The organism is Pandoraea sp. NPDC087047, assembly GCF_044745225.1.
GTDB lineage: Bacteria > Pseudomonadota > Gammaproteobacteria > Burkholderiales > Burkholderiaceae > Pandoraea.
On sequence record NZ_JBIUZU010000012.1, the window covers coordinates 49,561 to 71,416 of the forward strand.

The 21,856-nt window shown below is 64.0% G+C and carries 22 protein-coding genes; 6 read left to right on the forward strand and 16 right to left on the reverse strand.

Annotated features, from left to right (window positions below; translation table 11 throughout):
- Positions 1 to 36 precede the first annotated feature (36 nt).
- Both ndhC and ACIPHM_RS21260 read right to left on the reverse strand, forming a co-directional pair.
- Positions 37 to 396 carry an NADH-quinone oxidoreductase subunit A gene (ndhC, locus tag ACIPHM_RS21255; RefSeq protein WP_400332873.1) on the reverse strand — a complete coding sequence of 120 codons (360 nt, stop codon included), beginning with the start codon at positions 394 to 396 and terminating at the stop codon, positions 37 to 39.
- A gap of 94 nt (positions 397 to 490) precedes the next feature.
- Complete coding sequence (locus tag ACIPHM_RS21260) at positions 491 to 805, reverse strand: DMT family transporter (protein ID WP_400332649.1); 315 nt, start codon at positions 803 to 805, stop codon at positions 491 to 493.
- 298 nt (positions 806 to 1,103) lie between these two features.
- Between ACIPHM_RS21260 and ACIPHM_RS21265 the strand changes: the two genes are divergently transcribed.
- The gene (locus ACIPHM_RS21265) at positions 1,104 to 1,772 is read left to right on the forward strand and encodes a hypothetical protein (protein WP_400332652.1); all 669 of its coding nucleotides are present in this window, start codon (positions 1,104 to 1,106) and stop codon (positions 1,770 to 1,772) included.
- A 190-nt stretch (positions 1,773 to 1,962) separates the two neighbouring features.
- A complete protein-coding gene (azu, locus tag ACIPHM_RS21270; RefSeq protein ID WP_400332655.1) occupies positions 1,963 to 2,514 on the forward strand; it encodes an azurin in 552 nt (183 codons plus the stop codon).
- Between the two features lie 64 nt (positions 2,515 to 2,578).
- Here the strand turns inward: azu and ACIPHM_RS21275 are convergent, their stop codons facing one another.
- Positions 2,579 to 3,370 (reverse strand): hypothetical protein, encoded by a 792-nt coding sequence (locus ACIPHM_RS21275; protein WP_400332658.1) that lies wholly within the window; start codon positions 3,368 to 3,370, stop codon positions 2,579 to 2,581.
- A 665-nt stretch (positions 3,371 to 4,035) separates the two neighbouring features.
- The gene (locus ACIPHM_RS21280; protein ID WP_400332661.1) at positions 4,036 to 4,782 is read right to left on the reverse strand and encodes a winged helix-turn-helix domain-containing protein; all 747 of its coding nucleotides are present in this window, start codon (positions 4,780 to 4,782) and stop codon (positions 4,036 to 4,038) included.
- 185 nt (positions 4,783 to 4,967) lie between these two features.
- Here ACIPHM_RS21280 and ACIPHM_RS21285 point away from each other — a divergent pair, with 185 nt between their 5' ends.
- Together ACIPHM_RS21285 and sctC are read left to right on the forward strand one after the other, a co-directional pair.
- Complete coding sequence (locus ACIPHM_RS21285; protein ID WP_400332664.1) at positions 4,968 to 6,434, forward strand: helix-turn-helix transcriptional regulator; 1,467 nt, start codon at positions 4,968 to 4,970, stop codon at positions 6,432 to 6,434.
- On the forward strand, positions 6,427 to 8,487 hold the full coding sequence (gene sctC, locus ACIPHM_RS21290; protein ID WP_400332667.1) for a type III secretion system outer membrane ring subunit SctC: 2,061 nt from the start codon (positions 6,427 to 6,429) through the stop codon (positions 8,485 to 8,487). The genes ACIPHM_RS21285 and sctC overlap by 8 nt, the downstream gene beginning before the upstream one ends.
- Positions 8,488 to 8,550: 63 nt before the next feature.
- Here the strand turns inward: sctC and ACIPHM_RS21295 are convergent, their stop codons facing one another.
- Positions 8,551 to 8,856 (reverse strand): hypothetical protein, encoded by a 306-nt coding sequence (locus ACIPHM_RS21295; protein WP_400332670.1) that lies wholly within the window; start codon positions 8,854 to 8,856, stop codon positions 8,551 to 8,553.
- A 327-nt stretch (positions 8,857 to 9,183) separates the two neighbouring features.
- Here ACIPHM_RS21295 and ACIPHM_RS21300 point away from each other — a divergent pair, with 327 nt between their 5' ends.
- Together ACIPHM_RS21300 and ACIPHM_RS21305 are read left to right on the forward strand one after the other, a co-directional pair.
- Complete coding sequence (locus ACIPHM_RS21300) at positions 9,184 to 11,505, forward strand: HrpF/NolX family T3SS translocon protein (RefSeq protein WP_400332672.1); 2,322 nt, start codon at positions 9,184 to 9,186, stop codon at positions 11,503 to 11,505.
- Between the two features lie 329 nt (positions 11,506 to 11,834).
- A complete protein-coding gene (locus ACIPHM_RS21305; RefSeq protein WP_400332675.1) occupies positions 11,835 to 12,542 on the forward strand; it encodes a response regulator transcription factor in 708 nt (235 codons plus the stop codon).
- A gap of 17 nt (positions 12,543 to 12,559) precedes the next feature.
- Here ACIPHM_RS21305 and ACIPHM_RS21310 read toward each other — a convergent pair whose 3' ends face one another.
- From ACIPHM_RS21310 to sctU, 11 genes are all read right to left on the reverse strand, one after another.
- Positions 12,560 to 13,015 carry a CesT family type III secretion system chaperone gene (locus tag ACIPHM_RS21310; RefSeq protein WP_400332678.1) on the reverse strand — a complete coding sequence of 152 codons (456 nt, stop codon included), beginning with the start codon at positions 13,013 to 13,015 and terminating at the stop codon, positions 12,560 to 12,562.
- A 145-nt stretch (positions 13,016 to 13,160) separates the two neighbouring features.
- Positions 13,161 to 13,367: a hypothetical protein gene (locus ACIPHM_RS21315; RefSeq protein WP_400332681.1), complete on the reverse strand. Its 207-nt coding sequence runs from the start codon at positions 13,365 to 13,367 to the stop codon at positions 13,161 to 13,163.
- A 148-nt stretch (positions 13,368 to 13,515) separates the two neighbouring features.
- On the reverse strand, positions 13,516 to 13,755 hold the full coding sequence (locus tag ACIPHM_RS21320; RefSeq protein ID WP_400332684.1) for a hypothetical protein: 240 nt from the start codon (positions 13,753 to 13,755) through the stop codon (positions 13,516 to 13,518).
- A gap of 92 nt (positions 13,756 to 13,847) precedes the next feature.
- The gene (locus ACIPHM_RS21325) at positions 13,848 to 14,741 is read right to left on the reverse strand and encodes a hypothetical protein (RefSeq protein WP_400332687.1); all 894 of its coding nucleotides are present in this window, start codon (positions 14,739 to 14,741) and stop codon (positions 13,848 to 13,850) included.
- Between the two features lie 95 nt (positions 14,742 to 14,836).
- Positions 14,837 to 15,913, reverse strand: a complete 1,077-nt coding sequence (locus tag ACIPHM_RS21330) for a hypothetical protein (RefSeq protein ID WP_400332689.1) — start codon at positions 15,911 to 15,913, stop codon at positions 14,837 to 14,839.
- Positions 15,910 to 16,170: a type III secretion system export apparatus subunit SctS gene (gene sctS, locus ACIPHM_RS21335; protein ID WP_400332692.1), complete on the reverse strand. Its 261-nt coding sequence runs from the start codon at positions 16,168 to 16,170 to the stop codon at positions 15,910 to 15,912. Before sctS ends, ACIPHM_RS21330 begins: the two co-directional genes overlap by 4 nt.
- A gap of 4 nt (positions 16,171 to 16,174) precedes the next feature.
- Complete coding sequence (gene sctR / locus ACIPHM_RS21340; RefSeq protein ID WP_400332694.1) at positions 16,175 to 16,819, reverse strand: type III secretion system export apparatus subunit SctR; 645 nt, start codon at positions 16,817 to 16,819, stop codon at positions 16,175 to 16,177.
- Positions 16,803 to 17,834 carry a type III secretion system cytoplasmic ring protein SctQ gene (gene sctQ, locus ACIPHM_RS21345; RefSeq protein ID WP_400332697.1) on the reverse strand — a complete coding sequence of 344 codons (1,032 nt, stop codon included), beginning with the start codon at positions 17,832 to 17,834 and terminating at the stop codon, positions 16,803 to 16,805. Before sctQ ends, sctR begins: the two co-directional genes overlap by 17 nt.
- Entirely contained in the window at positions 17,831 to 18,703 is an 873-nt protein-coding gene (locus ACIPHM_RS21350; protein WP_400332700.1) for a type III secretion HpaP family protein, read from the reverse strand. The genes sctQ and ACIPHM_RS21350 overlap by 4 nt, the downstream gene beginning before the upstream one ends.
- A gap of 23 nt (positions 18,704 to 18,726) precedes the next feature.
- The gene (locus ACIPHM_RS21355; RefSeq protein ID WP_400332702.1) at positions 18,727 to 20,676 is read right to left on the reverse strand and encodes an FHIPEP family type III secretion protein; all 1,950 of its coding nucleotides are present in this window, start codon (positions 20,674 to 20,676) and stop codon (positions 18,727 to 18,729) included.
- A 13-nt stretch (positions 20,677 to 20,689) separates the two neighbouring features.
- Positions 20,690 to 21,817, reverse strand: a complete 1,128-nt coding sequence (gene sctU, locus ACIPHM_RS21360; RefSeq protein WP_400332704.1) for a type III secretion system export apparatus subunit SctU — start codon at positions 21,815 to 21,817, stop codon at positions 20,690 to 20,692.
- Positions 21,818 to 21,856: the final 39 nt, after the last annotated feature.

Here is a 21,856-nt window from a genome sequence, read left to right on the forward strand (position 1 = left end):
ACTGAACGTCTTCAAGACTGAAGTGAAGCGCCCCGGCTACTCCCACTCGAACGCCTTCTTCTTCCACTCGTACGCGAACCCTAGTACCAGCACGGCGAGAAACGCGATCATGGCGATGAGACTCGCCATGCCGGTCTCCCGAAGGGAAACCGCCCACGGGATGGTGAACGCCAGTTCGATATCGAAAATAATGAAGAAAATCGCCACGCGGTAAAAGCGCACGTCGAACTTGCGTCTCGCGTCGCCGAACGCGTTGAAGCCACATTCGTACGGGGATCCTTTGGCGTCGTCCGGTCGATCAGGACGTATGGGTTTTGCAACGACGAGCAAGCCACCGCCGATAAACACGGCGACAATGAGAAAAAGGAGTGCCGGATAGTATTCGGAAACGTCCATCATGCGACCAGATTCGGAGGAAAGGTAGGTCGGCGGCGCTTGCGTGAACGCGCAATCGCCCCGCCGGTTCGGAAGCAATAGAAAGGACTCCTGATTACGATGAGAGTTTCATCAGAATCAGCCCACTGACGATCAGCGCAGCGGCAGACAGGCGGGCAATGCTGACGATTTCGCCGAGCACGACGATACCGACGACAAATGCGCCGACCGCGCCGATGCCGGTCCAGATGGTGTAGGCGGTGCCAAGCGGGAGGGATTTCATGGAAACCGATAGCAAACCAAAGCTAACGGCCATCGTCACGATCGTGACTACAGACGGGATCAGTTTCGTGAAGCCTGCAGATTGCTTCATCGTAAACGCCCAAAGCACTTCCAGAACACCTGCGAGCATCAGATAGATCCAAGCCATACGGCTCTCCATAAAAAAGAGCCGGGCCGTCCCGGAACGTATCGTCAACAGGTGAGGTCGTCCTCACGCCGACACTATAACGAAGTGTGCGCCGATGCGAAAGGGCCGCGCTGAAACCTCCCTGTCGCGCCATGTGCCCAACACGCCAAAACACGCCTTTGCGCGTCCCGACGAGTTCACCGGATTCTGCGCAATATCTCCACGATTTATCCTCGATTCATGCGTAGGATCGTGCGAGATAGGGGTTCAGGATGGCCATCGGCATGTTGCCGATGCGCCGTGAGTTGTCGGAGCAGGCATGGAGCATCCCGGTAGTCAGGATATGCGCGAGGCCGTTGAACGGCTGGCCGCAGCAATGGATAAATCCCGTAAAGAGCTCGAAGGACTGGCAAGACGAGATGTGGCGTTGCGTGCGAGATATCGCACCTCGGTGGTGCGTGCAGCAGAACACGCGATACCGGATCTGCGCCGCCGAACGCTGGACCAGCTCCGCGTCGACCACGGCCGCTTCGTCGATGCCGCCGTGCTCGATATCTTCGCGAGGAACAGCGCCCTGGGGCGCGTGCTCAAGACCCGCTGGTACACCGACTCGCTGATGGCACTGCGCGAGAGCTTTGGCGACTACATTGGCCGCTCCGGCACGGCGCCGTTTGCATCGGCACGCACGGAAATCTCCGCCATCGAAACATTGATGGTGCGCGCGAGGGAACAGGAGGTCGATGCCGCTGGCGTCCTCGCAGGATTGCGATGCGCACTCGTGAACGAGATCCCCGTGCCGGACGAGATCGTGACAGACATCCGGCTCGTCTGTCGTCCACGTGCCAGAAAGGTCGGCACGATTTCCCTAAAAGATCGTCATCCTAATGAAAATGATGCCGTGTCGCCTGACGAGCGCGGCGTTTCGGCTGAACTTTCCAGCATTCCACAGAGCGTGCGGCAGTTTGCCTGGTCGATGGCCGTCGCCTGACGGCAGGCTCACATCCGGTCGCAAACGGCGGCAATACAAACCAATACAAATCTCCCGGCACTCGACAAACTCCCAATGCAATTGGGCGATATCTTCGCTGTCGCGGGTGTGACCGAGCCGCGCATTTTGGCGACATGAGCGCACCCGTTAGCAGGTTCGCCTTTATGACTTCGCATTGTTTGGAGAGATCGTGTTGTCGCCTAAATTTCCGTTGCCTGGCGCGCGCAAGCGTGCGCTCAATCTCGCATTCGTCGCTTGTGCCGGTGCCCCCGTCATGGCTTTCGCTCAAGGGGCAGATCACGCCGGCATGATGTCGATGGGCCCCGCGGTTAATGCGGTCGCGAAAACTGTCGGCGATGCTTGCCAGATCGACGTGCAGGGCCGACCCGGCAAGCAGTTCTCGCCCAAGCACATCAGGGTGCCGTCGGGCTGCAAGACGCTGACCGTCCAGTTGATTCACACCGGCAAGAAGCCCAAGGCCGCTGCCGGACACAACTGGGTGCTGGTTCACTCAAGCGACATCGACGCGACCATTACCGACGGCCTCGCCGCCGGGCCGGATAACGACTGGGTCAGGCCGGGCGACACCCGTGTGATAGCGAAGACGGCCATGATCGGCGGTGGCGAGCACACGTCGGTCACGTTTGACGTGTCCCGGCTCCCGCGCGGCACCGACTACACCTATTACTGCTCGTTCCCATCGCATGCCAGCATGATGCGCGGCACGCTGACATTGGACTGACGTCGGCCACGGTCGAATAGCCTCGATTGATTGCATTCGAGCGCGATGCGCCTGCGCGCGGACCTCAACCGCCGCGCGTCAGGCTCTGCAGCGCTTCCCCCAAACGCGTCAGCGCCTTGTGACGCGCATGGGCCACTTCCAGGTGCATCTGTCCCCAATGCGTTTGCTGGACGCTCGACATCGTCGCCACGTCCTGTGCATGCGGCGTCGCTTGCGACGCCTCGTGTGGCGGCACACCCGCACCGGCACGGGCGGCCGGTGTGTCTTCGGCGAGCGCGCTCTGTGGTGCGTCGCGAACCGCTTCGAAATGTCCGCCGTGATCGATGATGAGGACGGTCTTCGCCGAGGGTGAACCGGCGTCGATACGGTCACGAACCAGATGCCCGCCGACCATCGACAAGACCTCGACGTTGAGCTTCTGCTCGATGGACGGATCGCTGTTGATCAGTTCGACGAATTGCCTCGCCGCGGCACCGCCCGCGCTCAAACGCTCGCCGTGCTTCAGGCGCAATTCGGGCGTCGACACGAGGATGTCCCGGAAATGATCGGCGAGCGCGCCAAGCTGCGAGCGATCCAATCCGTCGATATGCTCAAGCACCGACAACAGGAAACAGTTGTTGACGCCCTGGGGCGTGCGCCCGTCGTTGGGCACGACCTGCATGCCATACTCGGCCATCGCTTCCTGAAGCGCTCCGGTATGCGAGAGCGTCGTCATGACCTCTTCCAGAAACTGAAGCCTGCCCGCGTCACCCATCGCCAGATAGGGGGCCTTGAACTCGTGCGCCAGCGCGTCGAAATCGAATTCGGCCTGCATGCGTGCGGTGTTCGTCAATTGCGACGGCAGACCTGAGAGCATCGCTTCGATACGGCTCTCGCGCAACGCATGCGCTAACTGCTCGGTTTCCTCTTGTGCGTTGCGTGGAGCCGGTACATTGGCACTTCCGCCACCGGCAGCCGGCTCTCTCGACAGCGTGGGGGGATGAGACGCCGACGACTGCACCCGGGCCGGTGTCGATGGGGACGGCGGTGACTCGCGTCGTTGGGGCGTTACCCCAACGCTCGCGTGGCCCGCGTGGCTCTTGTGCTGCTGCGGTCCCGAGGCGGTTTTAGGCGATTGAGGTGGTCGAGACGGCGAAGGTGCCTGAGGCAATGCCCTGCGTCGAAACGACGTGTCTCCCGAAGCGCCGGACGTCGCGAGATTCGCCGGCCGAGCATGCAGCCCTTCTAATGGTGCGGCGCGCGTCGGGGAGGGTGGCCGTGCGGACGGTGCGCGCGGTCCGGCGGGCGCCGACGGCGACGGTTGTCCGTTTGCGCCAACCGGTTGCGATTGCGACGTGGGGATAGGCGGCAGGGGGCGCGGCATTCTGGTCGGCATAGCGATCTCACTGTGCGTCGGGACGTGCGGAACCCGCGTGGTTCATGACCCCGCATATGTCGTCTGAACAGCGACGACTGGCCCCGGCATGCGAAAAGCGTAACGCCGTCGCACGCCCTGTGCGTGCGAGCGCTTCGCGCACGCAGTCAGTTTTTCGGATGAGCCAGGGCCAAGCCTTGCGCGGCGCGCTTCGTGGGTTGTTCGACACGCTGGCCGTGCCGCTCCAGCGTGTAGCCGCCGCCGTAGACCGTGCGCAGCACCAGCCCATGATCGCCGCGCAGGCCAAGCCGATTGCGCAGTTTGTAGACATGCTGTTCGATGCTGCGCGCCACAACGCCTTCGTCATTGGCCCAAATGGCGCCAGCAATCTCCTGGCGGCTGATACGGACTTCCGGCTGGCTGAAGAAGAGCCACGCGACAGCGAACTCGCGCGCCGTGAGCAGCACCTCAACGCCTTGGACGACCACAGTATCGCGCCCCCGGTCGACCACATAGGCGCCCACTTCCAGAATCTCGTTGCTGCGCGCGGCAGTGGCCTCGGCCCGGCGCTGCATCGCCAGTCCGAGGCGAACGTGCAGTTCATTCACATCGAGGGGGTACATGACGACATCGTCGCACCCCGAACGAAAGGCGAAATCGAGCATCCATGTCGGCGTGGCGATACTGATGACGGGCACGCCGTCCCCACGACCGCCGCGTCGCCTCGCCAGCACCCGTTGCATATCTCCGGGGCCCAGTGCGGCGTCGATGAGTATCGCTGCATAGCCCGCGCTCATCGTGGAGGCCGCGTATTGCTCGGCATCGCTGAAGTGATAACACGCCCCGTCGGCGTGAAGGCTGTCGCGAACGGCTTCGCACAGCGCAAAGTCTCTCGTCAGGATTGCAAACTTCACCGGATTTTCCAATTGCCGACCTTTTAAATGCCTGACGTCTCTGTCAAGGCGTTAGTCCCCACTCGATAAACACTTGAAGCCACATATCGAAAAGTGAAGATTTCGCATCAGATTGTTGAGAATTTCCGGAGGCGGGCCGCCTTATTTTTTGAATCACCCCCCCAACCCCACGGAAGGCGAAAGCCATGAATGTTCGGATCTACTTCGCTTTGATCGCGAGTGCACGTATGCGTGAGACGTTGCCGCGCAGCGCCGACGCACTGCTTGCCGGTGACTGGCCGCGCGCCTATGCCGCCGTATGCGGCGTGGCCGATTGCGACGAGAAGCAATTGCAGGACATGAGCGGTGCCAGCCTGTGCGCGCTGGCCGATATTCAGGCGCTGCGCGAGCTCGACGAAGAGGCGGAGCAGAGTTATGCCCGCGCTCAGCGCGGCTGCCGGGCCGGTGGCGACGCGCTGCGTCTGATGTCCGCGCGCAATGCGGGCTGGCAGGCCCTGCTGCGCGACCGTTTCGCGGTGGCGCGCAACTGCTTCGTGAGCATGGTGCGCGATCGTGCGACGGAGGCCGAGCAGGAGGTCGAAGCGCGTGTCGGGCTCGCCATCGTTGAGCACCGGCTGGGCCGCCCGCACGCCGCCATGCAGGTGCTTTTGCGAGCCGACCGGTCGGTCGGCGATTTAAATCCGATTTGGCGAGAAATTGTCTCGCTATTAATGTCAGACATAACGCTTCACACGCGTATTCGCCGCTCGTCGGCTTTATTGGATCACGTATTCTGGCAATCGGCGTGGTTAAGCGCCGAGCCGTTGTCGGCGTCAATGCAGTCGAATGATTCGAATGATGGAAATGAATTGTCGGCGGTCAATTCGACAACATCCGAGACGGAGGGAGTATTACTTCGTAGGTATCGTTCCTACATGCGTTACCTGCGCGAATTGTCCGATGGCGCACGCGGTAACGTCGAAGCCCTCAACGATCTGCTCCAGACGCTGCGCGCATGCGGTAGTCCGCAGATGGTGATGCACCTGAATCTCAACGTCGTGCTGGCAGCCTTCGCCGGCGGTCAGGGCGAGCTTGCGCTGCGTCTGTATGACATCAACTGCGCGCGTAACGTCCAGGTCGCTGCGCGTCATTCGGATCTCGAATGGTTGTACGTCAGCGCGAAGCTGGCGTTTCAGCGCGGGCAGGTGCACCAGAGCATGTCGCTCTATACAACTTACACGCTGCAGGCGCTGCACTGCCTGCGCACGCAGATCGTGCCCGCGCGCAGCCTCGATCCGCAGGCCGATGCCGCCCAACTCGCGCGTGGCGACGATATCGCAGCGCGGCTGCCGGCCAAGTACCGGAAGGCGTATCGCTACATCGTGGAGCACATCGCCCACAGCGAACTGACCACGCGCGAAGTCGCGGCGCAAGTCAACGTCACCGAGCGTGCGCTGCAAATGGTGTTCAAGCGCTCACTCGGCATGTCGCCCGGCGCGCTCATCCGGAAGCTGCGTCTCGAGGGCATTCGCAGCGATCTGATGGACGACGCGAGCGTGACGGGCTCGGTGCTCGGCACGGCAAACCGGTGGGGGGTGACCAGTCGCTCGGCGCTGGTCAAGAGCTACCGCAAGCAGTTCGACGAATCGCCCTCGGAGACGATCAATGCATAAGCGCGCACGCCGCCTGGTGCAATGCTGTGCGGCAGGTGTGTTGATGGCGGTGTCCGTGGGCGCGGGCGCAGCGATCATTCCGTGGCGCGCCACGGTGATCGACTATGCGGCCGAGCACAAGGATATTCGGGACGCCATCCGGGACATCGGTGCCAGCAGCGGGGTTGCCGTCTGGGTGTCGCCGAAGGTGCAGGGCAGTGTGACGGGGCGTTTTCACGCGAGTCCGCAGCAATTGCTGGAGCGCCTGGCGAGCACGTTCGGTTTCGTGTGGTACTTCGACGGCTCGGTGCTCCGCCTGTACGCGCCGGATGAAATCGTCAGCACCACCATCGGCACCGGGGCGGCGCAGCCCGGCGAATTGCGGCGCACGCTGGACCGGCTCGGCATTACGGACGCACGCTTCCCCGTGCGATACGACGACGATGTGCACGCCGCGCTCGTCTCGGGTCCGCCGAGCTTCGTCGAACTCGTGGTGAACGCTGCGAAACTCGTCGATCAGAGCCATTCGCAAACGCAGGACCGTCAGGTCGTGCGCGTTTTCCCGCTGCGCTACGCGTGGGCGGCCGATCACGTCATCAACCTCGATGGCGAGTCGATTTCGGTGCTGGGCGTGGCGTCGATCCTGCGCAGTCTTTACGATGCGCAGACGCCAGTGGCGCGAACCGTGCCGGGCAATCGCTCGGACGCACGCCGGATGGCCAGCGCCTCGGCGGGAGCCGATGGCCCGAGCGCACCGCGCCGCGACACGCCTGCCCCGGGCGGTTGGACCACGGGCCTGCCGGGTTTGCTGGGGACGCCGGGCGCCGCACCGGCGGCACCCGCTACGCCGCTGCCACCCGGCATGCCCGGTGCATTGGCGTCGCCGGGAAATGGAGCCGGCGTCGCGAACACGCCGCCACCGCCCGGTGCGCACAGCGATATTGCCGGGTTCGACAGCCCGGTCGTGCGCCCCGATCCGCGCACCAATGCGGTTCTGGTGCGTGCGCGTGCCGACGCCATGCCGGCTTTCGAAGCGCTGATCGCGTCGCTCGATACCCGTCCGGCGGTCATCGAGATCGACGCAAGCATCATCCAGATCTCGGACACCGCGCTGGAATCGCTCGGCATCGACTGGCGGTTTCATAACAGCCATGTCGACTTCGAAACGGGCAACGGCCTGAATCAGCAAGCGGGCTTTCCGGACTCGATCAACCCGCAGGGCTTCGGCAATCCCAATATCTCCTCGCAGGCGGGCGTGCTGGCCACCCCGGCGGGCGGCGTCTTCACGGCGGTGCTCGGCAATGCGGGCCGGTATCTGCTCTCGCGAATCAACGCGCTTGCGCAAACCGATCAGGCGACGATCAACGCGAGCCCGAAGGTCGCCACGCTCGATAACGTCGAAGCGTTGATGGACAGCAAGAAGACCTTCTACGTGCCGGTGTCCGGCTATCAGTCGTCGGATTTGTACAGCGTTTCCGCGGGCGTGACGCTGCGCGTGCTGCCGACGGTGGTCAGGGAGGGCGACGCTTCGCACCTTCGCCTGAGCGTGCATATCGAAGACGGCCGGGTGTCGACCACCGAACAAGTGGGCCAGCTCCCCGTCGTGTCGAACAGCACGATCGACACGCAAGCCTTGATCAACGAGGGTCAGAGCCTGTTGATCGCGGGGTACGCCGTCGATTCGAGCGAGAAGCAGGGCTCGGGCGTGCCGTTCCTCTCCAAACTGCCTTGGGTGGGCGGCCTGTTCCGCTACAGCAACGACTCGGCAAACAAGATGCAGCGTCTCTTTCTCGTGACGCCGCGCATCATCACGCCGCAGGGCTCGGCACAGGATGCGGCCCGGTCGGCCGTGGCGGACGAGGCGCGCGCAGTGGCGTTGCAACGCGCAGTGCAGGGCGGTCTGGAAGACGGGCGGCGCGGTCTCGACGCAACGGCAAGCGCTGCTGTGGCCGCGGCGGCGAACGTGCCACCGGTTGTGATGGCGCCATCCGCTGAATCTACCGAGACGGTGGAGCCCGCCAGGCCTATCGAGCCGGTGGACCCGTCAGGTGCCGTGCCGTTGCCGGTTCGCTGACGTCTACGTGTGAGCGGCGCGTCGGTGCGCGAGGGCTTGTCTCGCGCACCGACGCCCGCGATCTCAACTGTCGTCGTCGTCCGCTTTGAGTTGTGCGGCCCACTTCTTGCCGCTGCTCAGAATGTTCTGCCCGAGCTGAAGGATCATCTGGTCGAGCGCCTGCTTGACGTCGCTGCCACCGGCCCCCGATGCGCCACTGGCCCCGGACGCCCCGCCGACCGGTGGAAGATCCAGTCCCGAGTCGCTGTGTTTCCCCTCGTGCGCGCCATTGGCGCCGGACGACCCGCCGTGGTGACTGCCCGATGGGCCATGGGATGGCTCCGGCACGCCGGAGTGATGCGATGAGGAATGACTTCCCGAAATTCTCACGGAGACTCCTTGAGGGGACGTAGAGGAGTTTGCAGCGTAGCGCGGGCGTGACTGGCCGGCGTGAGCGAGGCGAAGCTGCGGGGCGCGCAGCGAACCTTCGTGGCACCGCTTCCTGTTTCGACGCGCCGGTAGGCTGCTACTAATCAGTCATCCTATCGAGTTGGTATCGTCGACTTTCCTCGCCTTTCGTCAATGCGTCGCTAAGTTCGCATTCCTGCCGCAAGTGGCTTATGCGCTTCCGATAATCGCGTCAGGCCGCCAAGTCCGCAGTGAGTGCATTGCGGGTCCGGCGAGATCGGTATGACGTCACGATACGGTGAAAAAACGATGAACATGCGTGTAGGAACAAGTTCCCCGGCGCTGACCGGACTGGAAACGGCGCTCGAAGGCGTGCAGGACGCTGTCAAGGACCTCGAGACCGAAATCTCCGGCATGCTCGGCGGTGCAGCGGGCAGAATCGGTTCGCCGCAGACCCGTCTGGCCGATGCCGAGACGCCGGAGCACTCGCCGGTGCCCGGACAACCCGCGCACTTCGGCGTAGGGCTGGCGGTGCCCAACGGGGCCAAGGGAAATGCGGCCCCTGCCGCGCGTACCTTGTCCGCCGAGACCCGCGGTGCCCAAGGCAACTCGGGGGCTTCAGGTGCATCGGGCGCATCAGGCGCATCAGGCGCTTCTGGCGCGAAGGGCACGTCGAGTGACGACGGCGAGGATACCGTCAAGGACGAAAACGGCAAGCCGATCCCCATGTTCACGGCGGGCGGCTTCTACAACCCCGATTACGCGAAGGCCAAGCTGGCGTCGATGATGGTCGTGCCGAGCAACGCCAATGGTGATGCCGGCGACGACGATGACGATGACGACGGCAACAAGGGCTCGCCGTCGTTCGGCAAGGCTGCCGTGACGCTCGACGCCTGGATGAGCACGAACCCGGCGATGCAGGGCAAGGGCATCAATGTGTCGGACCTGCAAGACATTGCGAACGGCACTGGCGTCGGCGCAGGCGCGTCGCACGATCTGAAGGCAGCCGCCAGGACGATGCTGGCCGATGGAGGCGAGCAATTCAAGCATGAGATCGCCGGCAAGGACGGCGTGGCGCACCAGAACAACCTGGCCGACTATGTGGTCGCCGATCACAACACGCCGCTCTCGGACGACGAAATCCAGACGCTGTCGGTGCTCGCGCGTCACCAGGACACGTTCAAGGGCAACACCGCCGGGATCATCGACAAGATCAATGACCCCAACACGCCGCCGGATCTGAAAGCCGCGCTGCAACAGTTCGCGTCCGACCCGATTCTTCAGCAGAAGCTCGACGCAGGAAAGACCGGCAAGCGCGACGGCGCTTACGCGCCGCAAGACATCACCGCCCTGATCTCGCAGCACCCGGAAGTGCAGGCGTACATGCAGCAGGAAGCCGAGTCGTTCACGCACAACTATGTGCCGTCGGACGCATCGCCCGGCGAAACGCAGCCGCGCGACATGACCGCCGACGATGCGCAGCGCGAACTGTTCAAGTACTCCGACTACCTGCCGAAGAACGTCTCTCAGCAGACGTTGCAGGACATCGTCCACGGCACCGGCGGCGAAGGAAAGATGCCGGCGCAGGTGATCGCCGCGGCCCAGTTCTATCTCGACAATCCGGACAAGTGGCAGGCGATTGCCGGCACGGGCGGCTCGATCAAGCGAGGAACGCTGCTCGACAATATTTCGCATGGCGTCAATCTGACGTCGGACGAGACGCAGACGATCAAGACGATTCAGGACAACAGCAACGCGTTCTTCGGCAAGGGCGATCTGACGCGCGACAAGCTCAAGTCGATCGCAGGCGATTCGAGTCAGAGCGATGCCGTGCGCAAGGCGGCGCAAAAGATGCTCGGCGACCCGGCGCTCTTCGGCATGCTCGATAACGCTACGCACGGCAACAGCGGCTCGGCGCGTCACGCGGCCGACGATGGCGACATTTCGCGCGGCGATCTGAACAACTTCATCAAGCACTCGACGACCTGGGGCAAGACGCCGCCGCCCACGCCAGCGTCGCATAAACCCGTGTCGCAAGCCGATCAGGCCGCGTTCGCCGCGATGCAGGCTGGCCAGGTGGATCAGCCCGCAGTGAAGAAAGAGAAGGGCGGCGAGCTTCAGAACATCGGCGCAAAGATTCTGCATGCCTTCGCCAAGATCTTCGACGTCATCTCCACGGTGCTGAGTTTCCTGGGCAAGATCCCGGGCATCGGCCCGCTCTTCTCGGCGGCGTCGATGGCCACCGAAGCCGTCTCCGGTCAGTTGGATGTCGCCGCCGTCGCCGTGGGCGGTGGCAGCAAACAGGACATCCTCAAGGCCGAACGCGATGCCGGCATCAGCCTGGGGGCGGCGGCCGTCGGTCTGGTCGCGCCGGGCGCGGGCAAAGCGGTGATGAGCGGTTTGGTGAAGGGCGCGGAAGCGGGTGTCGGCGCAGCGGTCGATGCCGCCACGAAGGGGGCGGAGAGCGCCATTGGCAAGACCGTGACGATCGGTGGCCATACGGTCGAGCGCAGCGCCATTACCGACAGCGTGAAAGATGGCGTGAAAGACACCGTGAAGGACAACGTCAGGGATCAGGTGGAGAACCAGGTCTATGGCGCAGTGACCGGTAATCAAAACCAGAACAGCTAAGCCTGCACGCGCGCAACCCTTGGGGCAACGTGCCCCAAGGGCGTGCGTAATGGTAGGTAATATGACACCCCGTTGAGATTTCGTGTTTGGCAGGAGTGCTAGGGCAGACTGCAATGGTCTGCCTCGACAGGCGAGTCCGATCCAACCGGTCGGACTCGCTTTTTTTTGGAACCGAGATCCGTCTTCCCAAGGCTTCGCCCGAGGTCGGCACGCTGCGACGAATGCGCGGCGTTCCGCGCTGACTGCCGCATAAGCGCCGAAAGAGCGCGCCATAGACCCGGCAGCCCCAGCAAATTTACCTACGGGGATGTCTGACTTGAGGATTGAGTGTGGTCATCGTGTTACTGACACGGAGCAAGACGCTACGCACCGTTGTCTCGGCGCTTGAGCAGAGTTCCAACGATTGCCGGGTCGTCGATTTCGACAACCGTATTGAGCTGATTCGTCATCTTTCCTTGCGCGCCAACGCCGATCTGGTCGTCATCGATGCCGACACCGACGCGCAAGCCATCGCCTTTCTTGCCACATGGCGCGATTGCCACGCGCGTCACGACCTGCCGATTCTGGTGACGGGGCAATACCTTTGCGCCACGGTCATGCGTGACGCGTTGTCCTGCGGCGTCGACGATATCGTGGTCGGCGCGCTGTCGCTCGACGAATTGCAGGCGCGCGCGCAGCGTTGCGTGGCGCGCCGACGAACACACGAACTCGAAGCGACCGTCATCGAGTACGGTGGTTACCGCTTCGACCGGGCCAATTGCCGATGTACGCGCGAGGGCAGCATCATCCATCTGACCGCGTACGAGTTCGCCATGGCGTGGCTGTTCTTCTCGCACCCCGGGGCGGTGCTGAGCCGTCCTCGAATCTCCGAAAAGATATGGGGAGACGAGGCAAGCGCGCGCGAGCCGAGCGCACTCACGCGCCACATCAATCAGCTTCGTCGCAAGCTCGGACTTTCGGGCGGCGGACCGGTGGCGCTGCGAGCGGTCTATGCGTCCGGCTACCGGCTCGACGGTCCGCGAGACGTGAAGCACTGAGGCAGTGCGTCGCGCAATCAGGCCCGAATCCACTGATATTCGCCGCTGGCGATCTGGTCGAACATGTCGTCCGACGATTGGAGGATGTTGTCCTGCCAGTAGCGGCCGTGCTCGACATAGTGATCGAGCAATTCGCAGAGATAGCTGCCGTCCACATCGCTGCCGAGTGGCACGCGCACGACCAGAATGATGCCGCCGGTCGACGGGTTCACGCCGAGCTGTGCCTGATCCTGGGCGTAGACGGTGAGGTTCGCCTCCAGCATGAGGCGGTAGATGCGCAACGTCCGGCCGCCGCTCACAATCCCGTACTCGAAGTCGAGATAGATCGCGTCGGGGTCCTGTTCGAAGAAGTCGACGGCGACCTCGAACTCGTTGACGTTAAGCCGCCCGGCCTGAACGATGCCGTTCACGTCGGGAATTTCGAGCAGTCCGCATAGCTCTGCGAGTAGTTCGTTGCGGCGTTCCAGGCTCATCGGCTAAGGGGGATCGCTTGGCCGCAGGGCGGAGGGCGCGAGTGACGAATGGGGCGAAGTGGCCGACGCGAGCGTCGCGCCGTATAACGAACGTGCGGACGCCCGAGGCGTCCGCACGGCATTGCAGCGGGCAAGCGTCGCGCGATTACCCCTGCGTCAGGCTCTTCATGTTCTTGGGACCCGCTTCACGCAGCTGCGCGTAGGTGGTTGCCAGGTTGATCTCGTTTTCGGCTTCGGCGGCTGCGTTGATCTGTGCGATCGCGCCCGCCGTGTCCATGCCGGTGTTGCCTGCTGCACCGGCGGCGCCTGCCAACGATGCGCCTACGTTTGCGCCACTGCTGAATTTGCTCATGAGAGAACTCCTGTTTCGACTCGAACCGAACAATAGTGAGATTGCCGGCTTACCCGCCGGTAGGGTGCTACCCGGTTGACGAACGTCGCATGCGAGCGCCGTCGTCGAAATCCTGGATGCCGCGCTATATGCGGCCTTACCTGCGGCCTTACATGCCACGCAGCTTGTTGCAGATGATGGCGGCGGCGATCAGGCCGTCTGCGACCTTATGCCCCTCATTGCGTGCAAGCGGCTCGGCGCACTGGACTGCGGCCTGCGTGACCGACTGCGCGACTTCGTGCAACGTGGCCACACTGGCCTCGATGCGTGCATCGAGCGGATTCGTCGCCACGATGTCGTTGATCTTGTCCAGTGCCGCGCCGACTTCCGGCGTAATCGATTCAAACATATTCGTATTCCTAAATCGTGATGACCGTTTCTCGATTCTCTGCGTAATACCGGATGCGTCATGCGTCCACGCAGTGGATCCGGCTTGTCGCGCTACTGTGGGTCAAGCAAAAAACGTTTCGTCCCGTCGGTCTGTTCGACGTAACGCACCTCGGGCGAATCGAGCATCGCACTCACGTTGCGCAGCGGTGCTGCACTCGCGCTCAGCGACACGTCGATACCGGCGATGGCGCCTGCGTAATCTCGCTGCACCTGCGCCAGACGCGCCTTCGTGCGGTCCATGTCGACCACCGCCCCCGACACGCCGAATCGTCCGCTGCCGAGGTATTGCACGGTCACGGCGCTTTCGCCGAGTAGCGCGCGTATATCCTCTGCGACCTGCGCGGCCACCAACACCCGCATGTCGACGCCCTCGGCATCGAGCGTCGAGAGCCGGTGGCTGAGCGTGGCGGCCTGTTCCGCTGTGGCGACCACGCCCTTGACCTCAAGCCGGCGGCCCTGCCGTTGCACGTTCAGATCGTGCAGCCCGAGACTGCCGATCACGGCCCGTACGGCATCGAGCGGGGCATCGACGGACATCGCCCGTCCGCGCATTTCCGGCGCAGCGACGGCACGGCCGTCGCGCACACCGAACCAGGCCCATCCGCCTGCGCTCAGCACGGCGACCACCACGGCGAGCGACACGCCTCGCCATCCCCGCCGCGACACACGCCGCACGCTCACCCGCTCGCTTGCCACCGGCGCATGGCTCGTTGCCTCGGCACGCTGCGCGCTGGCGAAATGCCGTTGAAGCAGCGTTGCGTCGGTCGGCCAGAGATCGCTGTCGACCCCGAGACAGAACACGATGTCGCCCACCCGCACCGGCACCTTCTCAAGCAGCGCCACCGTTTGCGGCGACCCATCGTCGCGCATCAGCGTGAGCCACATCGAGCCGTCGCCCGGCAACGTCAGAATGCCATCGGCGCCGGGCCAGTCGCTGAGCTGCACGGCGGCTTGCTCGCTGCGTCCTATTGCGGTACTGCTTGCAAACAAATTTATCTGAGCGCCTGCGTGCGTTCCGGTAAGAATCCGAATTCGTTGGGTCATTTGCGAAGTCCTTCGGCAACGGGAAGACGCTCACGCGTCATTGCCTGCTGACGTGCCTGACGCACGCCCAGTTGCGACGAGCGAACGGGGGCGGCGAGACCGAGCATCATGAGCGGAAGGAGCAACAAAAAGGCATCCTGACGATCAATGGCGCGCGAAGCGTGCGTTTGACGACCGCTTTGCGCAATGCTCCCGGGCGGCGCCCGACGGATGGCTTCCACCAACGCATGCCTCACGGCGCGCAGCGTCGCATAGCGGCGCGAGGCCGGGCCACCGGCCACCGGCATGGCGAGGGCGCGCCCGATAATGCGGGTCGCTTCCATCAGCGCCTCACCCGGCATCGAGGTGTTTCGCGACGACCGATAACGATTACCCAGCGCGAACAATTCACGCGCCGCCATGGCGCTGATTTCCTCCTGCGAAGCGGGTCTGGCGCCGGCGTCGATGGCGGTACGCGAGGTCGTTCGAGCGAATTCGCTCGGGGCGAGATGCAGCGTGCGGGCGGGTATCGCGGTGGGCCGTGCGTCGTCGCTGGTATGGCCGGTGTCGCTATTGGGGGAGGATAACGGGGCAGACAACTGAGCCGATGCATGACTCATCGCGCGTAACGAGGCCTCGCGACGGCCTTCGCGTTCGCGATCCTTCTGATCGCGCTCGTTGCCGCCGTCCCGCGCGCTCACTTGCACGACGAGGCGCTCGAGCGCCTGCTCCTGCGCGGCGATGGCTTCCCAGATCAGCGCTTCGTCTTCGTCGGACGCGTCCATTTCATCTTGCGAGCCAGGGTCCGCACTGGCGGTTGCGCCGCGACGATGCGATTTCCGGCGACGGGCAGACGGATGATGCTGGGCGAGCTCGTGAAGCGTTTCGAGCCACTCGTGGGCATCCGGCGCGTGGGCGGGATCATGCGCGCCGCGTCCGCGACGCCGGGCCGTGTTGCTCGTCGATGCCGCATGCCGGTGATGCGCGTGATGAGGGCCGTTCGTCGCAGGCGAAGGGGGGCCGGACGTCGCCGTATCGTCGGACGGGGTAACGCTGACGGGCGGCATGCCCGGCAGGTTCGAGATCGCCTTCATGCGAACACCACGTTAAGAATGGATTTGGCGAACGCGAGCACCGTCGAGGCTCCCCACGACGCCGTCGCGAGAATCACCACAGTGACGACGATCAGTTTGACGACCTGCGAGATGCTGGCGTCCTGCAACGAAGTCACGGCCTGAACGAACGAGATGAACAGCCCGGCGAAGGCCGCCGTCAGCACGGGGGGCAGGGAGACGAGCAGGCAGACGGTCAGTGCGCCGGTCGTCAACTGGACAATGTTCTCGTAATCCATCGCGTTACTTGTAGGTGGAGATCAGGCCGTGCAGCAGCACGGACCAGCCGTCGAGCACGACGAAGAGCAGCAGCTTGAACGGGATCGACACGTTCGTCGGTGTGACCTGCGACAGGCCGAGCGCGATGAGCACGTTCGCGATGATGAGATCGACGACGATGAACATCAGGTAGATCAGAAAGCCGATCTTGAACGCCGCGCTCAGCTCGCTCGTCATGAAGGCCGGCCCGAGCACGATGAGATCGTCGGGGCCGAGTTTGTCCGCGAGGTCCGCAGGCCAGATTTCGTGGGCGGAGCGCAGGAAGAACGCCTTGTCGCGCTCGCTCGCGTGCTTTGACAGGAACTGACGCATCGGCTCGCGTGCGGCGTCGAACACTTGCACGGCATTGGCACTGCCATCGGTCGAAAGTTCGCTCGTCCCCTTGAAGGCCGTCATGCCGATGGGGGCCATGATGAAGCACGACAGAATCAGCGCAATGCCGTTGGTGACGGTCGAGGGCGGGACTTGCTGCGCGCCGAGGGCGTTGCGCAGCAGCCCGAGCACGATCACGATCTTCGTGTATGAGGTCACGACCATGGCGACGAAGGGCAGCAGGCCCAGCGCCAGCAGCGTGACGAGCAGCGATGCGAAGTTAAGGCTGGTGTTCATGCACCGCTTCCCTGTGCATGATCTGCACGCCGAGATGCTCGCCAATCGCGATCAACTCGCCGTGCCCCACGGTTTGCCCGTGAACGCTCAGGCGCACTTGAGCGCTCACGGCCGCGCGGGGGAGTTCCAGCAGGTAGCCGGGCTGCATCCGGGCGATGTCGGCGAGCGGCAGATCGAGCGTGCCGATGTCGAGAAGCAGCGGAACGACAAGCCCGTCGAACGGACTTTCGGGCAGGTCAGCGTTGAAATCAGTCGTCATGGCAAAAGGGGACGTAAGCGTGAGGGTAGAGCCCAGACGGGTGGCGCGCGCCGTCCATCCGCTCGCGCGGGTAGCGTAGGCGTCGGGTAGCCAGACGGTCACGGCCGTGCCGCCTGACGGGGCTGCCGTCAGCGGCTCGTGCCAGCCGAACAGCACATCGCCGGGGCGCAGCGACGCGAGCAGAGACACCGCGATCTTTTGGCGCGAGAGACAAAGCCGGCATGGCAGGCGCAGTGCGGCAATGGCCTGCGAGATGTTGCGCGACGGCGGCTTTTCGCCAAGGGCGATGCACGTGAGTGCCGTGGCGAACCGCTCGTCGAGCGACTCGATCACGCCCGGGATCTCGCCGTCTCGCGTTGCAATGGGCAGGGCGCCGTCTGCGAGCGGGGTGTCGTCCCATGCGCAGTCTCGTACGACAAGGCCGGGCATGCCCGCCCGGCGCAGCGCAGCGAGATGGACGTCGAGATAGAGATTGAAGAGCAGGCGGGCGCGCAACGGGTCCGGATCGCGCACGATGGCCGCCAACGCGGGCGCCGCAGACAAATCGACGCGCAAGCGTGCTTCCCCCAATGAACTCCCGAGCACGATACGGGCCAGCGCGCCGGTGGTCAGCACGGCATGGCCCGTCAACACCTGCAAACCGAATGTCGTGTCGCGCAGCAGCCAACGCGCCACGTTGGCGAGCGTGGCGCTGTAGTGCCGTAGCGGGAGGGGTGAGGGCACCGGGGGCGTGGGGCAATGCGGCGTCGGGTTCATGAAACGGTTCGGTGGCTGCCAGCGAGTGCGTCGCCGTTCAGGCTGACGGTGACGGCACGACCGGTGCGGCGGAAAATGCGCTGCGCGAGATCCGCCGCCCGATTCGAGAGTAGGGTGGCCGATTGACGGTGATCCGTCTCGAAGCGAAGCGATAGCGCGCCCGCCGAAAGTTGAAGGTGCAGGCGCGTCTCGGGCAGCACCGACGGTGCCAGCGTCAACGTGATCTCACGCGGCATTTCGGCATGACGATCTGCGACGCCCGGCAGGCGCGATGCGTCGAGCGATACCAGCGCGTGCGTCACGGTGTCGACGACGGCGGGCAGCGCCGACGCATCCACGGCATCGGTATTTCGTGTCGCTTCGACGGCAGGGGCGACATCGTCGACCCGCGCCGGTACGGTGTCGTCGTGGAAGCATTGCTGGCTGCTCGGCAACATCGAACGACCCACCGGTGATTCGACGGCACTGTGGTCGGCATCGTCGCTGTGCTCATCGGCGACCTGCGACGTTGTCGCTCGGGCGCTGGATATTCCCGATGGGCCCGCACGTCGTGCCTGCGAACGGCGATGGCGATGAGGCATGCCTTTCGCGGCAAGCGGGCTGTCCGCCGACGCCATCATGCGTTCCCGAAGCTCGTTTTGTCCCCACGGAAGGGTCTCGCTGGCGCTATCGGCCGGCGCGTCCAGATTTTCCTGCGGTGTACTCTGCGGAACGTCTTGCGCCGCCCCGTGGCGCGCCAGCAATTGCCGGAATCGCCCGGCGGTATCGGCGTCGGCAACCGTGCTGGCGGCGGGTGGCTCGCTCGCGCGGGCTTCATCCTGCGCCGGTGCGTGGAGTATCGCGCCGTGAAGCCGTGTCCGATGGTTCATGATGATTTCCGTTCCTGAGCGCGTCAGATCGACAACTGGCCGACCATGCGCAGATCGACTTCACCGTTGAGTTCCTGAAACGAATACACATTGATCCAGTGAAATCGCTTCTCGATCAGGCGACGGAAGTATCGGCGGATGTCGGCAGCGGTGACCACGGCGAGATTTTCGGGCGGCGTGTCGGTGGCCAGCTCGGCGAGACGTCGCACGATGGCTTCGATGAGATGCGGCTCCAGCGTGAGGAAGTTGCCCGCGGGCGTGGGCTTGATCGCCTGACGGATCGTCTGCTCCAGTGTCTGATCGAGCACGATGGCGGGCAGGCGACCTTGCCCCTGTGCCGCCCGGTGCGCAATCATCCGGCCCAGATCGCTGCGCACATACTCGGTGAGCATGATGAGATCCTTCTCCTTCGGTCCCCAGGCCACCAGACTTTCCATGATGGCGCGGATATCGCGGATCGGCACCTGCTCTTCGAGCAAGCGACGCAGCACTTCTGCAATACGCTGAACCGGCGCCGCCTTCTGTACTTCCGTCACGAGATTGGGGTAATCGGGCGTGGCGCGCTCCATGATCCACTGCGTTTCCTGAACGCCGATGAACAGGCGCGCTTCACGCCGGAGCATCGCTACGACGCACTGGCTGATCTGCACTTCGCGCGATTCCCCCGGCCCGCCTGACTCTCCCGATGCGCCCGAGGTGGGCTTGCAAACGTCGCGCGCGACCGGCACATCGTGGATCAGCACTTCGAATTCGTCGGGAGAGAAGCTGTCGTCGACCCAGAAGACAATGCCGGGGAAGGGTAGGCCAAGTTCGTCGGTGACGGCGCGCCGTCCCTTCTCGAAGGCGTCGTTGAGCACGGTGCTATCGATTTGCGCGCCGAGATTCTCCGAGAGTTTGACGGCCAGCGGCGCGGCGAACGACGGGGCGTGCCGCAGCATGTTGCCCGCGAGCTTCTTCGCGCCTTCGCGCTGCAACGAGGCGAGCGCCTCGCCGTCGGAGCGCGCATTGCGTTGCAGATGGGCGCGTACGGCCCGTCCGCCGACGAAGATGGCCGAAGCAAGCACGATGAAGATCGTCGACGGAAAGCCGGGCACGAGCGCGAAGCCGCACAGCAGGATCGAGGCTGTCCACAGCGCGCGCGGGCTGGTGGAGAGTTGCGCGGCGATCTCCATGCCCAGCGAGCGCGGCTTGTCGTGATCGTTGGCCACCCGCGTGATCATCACGCCGGCGGCCACCGAGATCAGCAGCGACGGGATCTGCGACACCATGGCGTCGCCAATGGACAGCACGGCAAAGCGCGAGGCGGCTTCGCCTGCCGTCATGCCGTGGTACGTCACGCCGATCACGATGCCGGCGACGATGTTGACCATGGTGATGACCAGTCCTGCAATGGCGTCGCCCTTGACGAACTTCATCGCCCCATCCATGCCGCCGTGCAACTGACTCTCGACGGCGAGTAGCGCGCGATGCTTGCGCGCTTCCTCACCGGTCAGGTTGCCCGCGCGCACGTCGGCATCGATACTCATCTGCTTGCCGGGCATGGCATCGAGCGTGAATCGCGCACCGACTTCGGCCACGCGCTCGGAACCCTTGGCGATCACGATGAACTGCACGGTCGTGATGATGAGGAACACGACCATGCCCACCACGAGGTTGCCGCCGACGACCAACTCGCCGAAGCTCTCGATGATGTGTCCCGCGTCGGCGTGCAACAGAATCGATTTGGTCGACGCAATGTTCAGCGACAGCCGCAAAAGAGTGGTGAAGAGCAGCAAGGACGGGAAGGAGGACAGCGATGTCGCGCTGGGCACGTACATGGTGGCCGTGAGCAGCACCACGCTCAGCGTGATGTTCACGGAGAGCAGCATGTCGATGAGCAGTGTGGGTAGCGGCAGGATCATGAGCGCGACGACGGCCACGATCAGGGCGGCGATGGCGACTTCGCCCGAATAGCGATGAACGTTGGCTTTCATATCGGCATGAACCTTATGCGGGCAGTCCCGCGCCTTGCGACGGGCAGAGCTGGCTGACCCAGATCAGCACTTCGGCGACCGCGTCGAAGAGCGGGTCCGGAACGGCGTCCCCGAGGGGGACTTCATAGAGAGCACGCGCCAGCGGCGGGGCGGGCACGATCGGCACGCCGATGGCTTCGGCGTGGGCGCGCATGCGCAGCGCGTCGTCGTCGAGGCCCTTGGCAATGACACGCGGCAGGCCGTGTTCTTCCGGGGCGTAACGAATGGCCACGGCGTAGTGCGTCGGATTCACGACAAGCGCGTTCGCTTGCGAGAGCGACGCCTTCGGCGGTTCGTTGAGCAGCTCCTTCGCGAACGCTTTGCGTTTGTGCTTGATTTCCGGATCGCCCTCGGAATCCTTGCTTTCGCGCTTGATCTCGTCTTTCGTCATGCGGTGATCCCGAATGAACAGCCAGCGCTGAACGCCGTAGTCGGCCACGCCGAGCAGCAGCGTGATGAAGCCACCCACCGCCATGAAACGGCACAGCAGGGTCCAGGCGATGCTCGCGGCGGCAAAGGTCGTCTGATAGACCAGACCCGCCGCGGCCGGCATAAGCAGCCACGTGACCTTGTAGAGCACCGCCGCCAGCACCACCGCCTTGATCGTCATCTTGATCAGGTCGATGAACGAGCGCAGCGAAAACATGCGCTTGAGACCCGCGCCGGGGTTGATCGCATCGAACTTCGGCGTGAGCGGTTTGAACGTGATGTTGACGCCGACCTGCGCGAGCAGCCCGATGACGGGCACCAGAAACGCGAGCGCGAGCATCGGCAGCAGTACCCAGCCGGCCTGAATCGCGATGACGCGCATGGCGTCGAAGACGTCGTATCCCTGCGTGCTGGTGTGTCCGACGTCGAACGCGATCACGAACATCTGACGCAGGTGTTCGCCCTGAAAACCGGGGGCGAAGTCAAGCACAGCGGCGCCCGCGAGAAAGAGCAGTGCGGCGGGAAGGTCGGTGCTCTTGGGCGACTCCCCGTCCTCTTTCGCTTTCTCGAGCTTCTTCTCTGTGGGCTGTTCGGTCTTTTCATCGGACATGGGCAGGATGGTGGTCGATGCCGACACGCCGTTTCGCAGGCAATGCGAAGTCGCGACGCGCATGGCGAAGCCGCCAACGGGCCGAAGATGAGGATCGCCACC